The organism is Thermodesulfobacteriota bacterium (assembly GCA_040758155.1).
GTDB lineage: Bacteria > Desulfobacterota > Deferrimicrobia > Deferrimicrobiales > Deferrimicrobiaceae > UBA2219.
The window spans coordinates 1-2,267 of the sequence record JBFLWB010000022.1 but is presented as its reverse complement, the minus strand read 5'-3'; the positions used below and the strand labels follow the sequence as shown (position 1 = coordinate 2,267).

The following is a 2,267-nucleotide window of genomic DNA, read 5'->3' as shown; positions in this document are numbered from 1 at the left end:
CTGAAAGGGCGGTGACCGGCATGTCCGACAAGCTGCTCGAAGTGCGGGACCTTCGGGTCGCCTTCGAGACGGAGAAGGGGACCGTGCGGGCCCTCTTCGGCGTCTCCTTCCCGGTCGCCCAAGGGGAAACGGTGGGGCTGGTCGGGGAGTCCGGGTGCGGCAAGACGGTCACGGCGCTGTCGGTCCTGCGGCTGCTGCCGTCCCCGCCGGCGATCGTGGAGGGCGGTGAAATCCTCCTCAAGGGGGAGAACCTGCTCGCCCTGCCGGAGAAGCGGATGTGCGATATCCGGGGAAGGGCGATCTCGATGATCTTCCAGGAGCCGATGAGCTCGCTCAACCCCGTGCTCACGATCGGAGACCAGGTCGCGGAGGTCTTCACGGCCCACAACGTCTGCGGGAAGCGGGACGCCGCCCTGCGGGCGGTCGAGTGGCTGCGGAAGGTCCGCATGCCCGACCCCGAGCGGCGCGCGAGGGAGTATCCCCACCAGATGAGCGGCGGCATGCGGCAGCGGGCGATGATCGCGATGGCGTTGGCGCTCTCCCCGTCGCTGGTGATCGCCGACGAGCCCACCACGGCGCTCGACGTGACGATCCAGGCGCAGATCATGGAGCTGCTGCAGGAAATGCGGGAGCAGGAGCGGATGGCGGTCCTGCTCATCACCCACGACCTGGGCGTGGTGCACGATTTCGCCGACCGGACGGCGATCATGTACCTGGGTCGGATCGTGGAGATGGCGCCCACGCGGGAGCTGTTCGCCGACCCGGTCCACCCGTACACGCAGGGGCTGCTCGCCTCCCTTCCCGGCAAGAATCCGGGGGAGAAGCGTCTGCCGTCGATCCCCGGGACCGTACCCGACCTGTCCGCGGTTCCGCCGGGATGCCCCTTCTCGGACCGCTGCCCGTTCCGGCGTGCCGCGCTGGAACGGTTCCGGGCCGGGCAGGCGGCTTCCGACTCCCTCGCGATCTGCGACAGGGAAGATCCGCCGCTCTTCGAGTATGCGCCGGGCCACCTTGCGGCGTGCCATTACCAGCGGACGGCGAGGGGGGGAGAGGCGCGTTGAGCGAAAACCTTTACCGCCCTGGCGCGAACGGAGCGCTCCTGTCGCTCGTCAACGTCTACAAGACGTTCCCCGTGCGGAAGTCGTTCTTCTCGTCCGAAGAGCTGAGCGTGCGCGCCGTCGACGGCGTCTCCCTCTCGCTCGCGCCGGGGAAGACGCTGGGGCTGGTCGGCGAATCCGGCTGCGGGAAGACCACGCTGGGCCGCCTTGCGATCCGGCTCCTCGACCCGGACTCGGGAGCGATCCGGTTCGACGGGAAGGACATCGCGCAGCTCGGGGGCGAAGAGCTGCGGACGACGCGCCGCCAAATGCAGATCATCTTCCAGGACCCGTACTCCTCCCTCAATCCCCGGATGAAGGTCCGGGACATCGTGGGGGAAGGGTGGCTCGTCCACGGGCAGGCCAAGGGCGCAGAGCTGCGGGAGCGCGCGGTGCGGCTGCTGGGGCGAGTCGGGCTTTCGGAAGAGTCGGGAGAGAAATATCCCCACGAGTTCTCCGGCGGGCAGCGCCAGAGGATCGGGATCGCCCGGGCGATCGCGCTTTCCCCCAAGCTCGTGGTGGCCGACGAGCCGGTATCGGCGCTCGACGTTTCCGTGCAGGCGCAGATCCTGAACCTGCTGAAGGACCTTCAGGACGAATACGGGATGGCGTACCTGTTCGTCTCCCACGACCTGCGGGTCATCCGTCACGTGAGCGACGACGTGGCGGTGATGTACCTGGGGAAGATCCTGGAGCTGGGTCCGTCGGGGGAACTGTTCCACAAGCCGATCCACCCGTACACCCGCAGCCTGCTGTCCGCGGTTCCGATGCTCGGGGACGCACCGTCGGAACGCATCGTCCTGTCCGGAGAGATCCCCAGCCCGATCGCGCCCCCGCCGGGCTGCCGGTTCCACACGCGCTGTTTCATGGCGAAGAAGGATTGCTCGGAGATCTGCCCGCTGCTGCGCGAAGTCGCCCCGGGCCGCTTCGCCGCGTGCCACTTCGTATAGCCCGGTCCCGATATTGCACTGAACAAGTACCATGAAGACGACGGTCGAACGCCGTTCGATGGAAGCCGACGGGTGGGACCAGCACGTGGCCCGCACGTACTCGGGTGTCGATGACACCTGCATGGATGAGCTCGCCGGAGCCGTCGAAGTCCCTCCTGCCCCAACGGAGCCGATCCCTTCCGACTCTTCCGCCGGACCGGAGCTGCTCGTCCTGCTCCGC

The 2,267-nt window shown here is 68.0% G+C and carries 3 protein-coding genes; all 3 read left to right on the top strand.

What is annotated here, in order from left to right; all coding sequences use genetic code 11:
* Nucleotides 1–1,061: ABC transporter ATP-binding protein (locus AB1346_01645; GenBank protein ID MEW6719134.1), on the top strand; the 1,061-nt coding region annotated here is incomplete at its 5' end.
* Entirely contained in the window at nucleotides 1,058–2,047 is a 990-nt protein-coding gene (locus AB1346_01640) for an oligopeptide/dipeptide ABC transporter ATP-binding protein (protein MEW6719133.1), read from the top strand. The genes AB1346_01645 and AB1346_01640, both read left to right, overlap by 4 nt.
* A gap of 31 nt (nucleotides 2,048–2,078) precedes the next feature.
* The coding region (locus AB1346_01635) for a hypothetical protein (protein MEW6719132.1) at nucleotides 2,079–2,267 on the top strand (189 nt) is incomplete at its 3' end.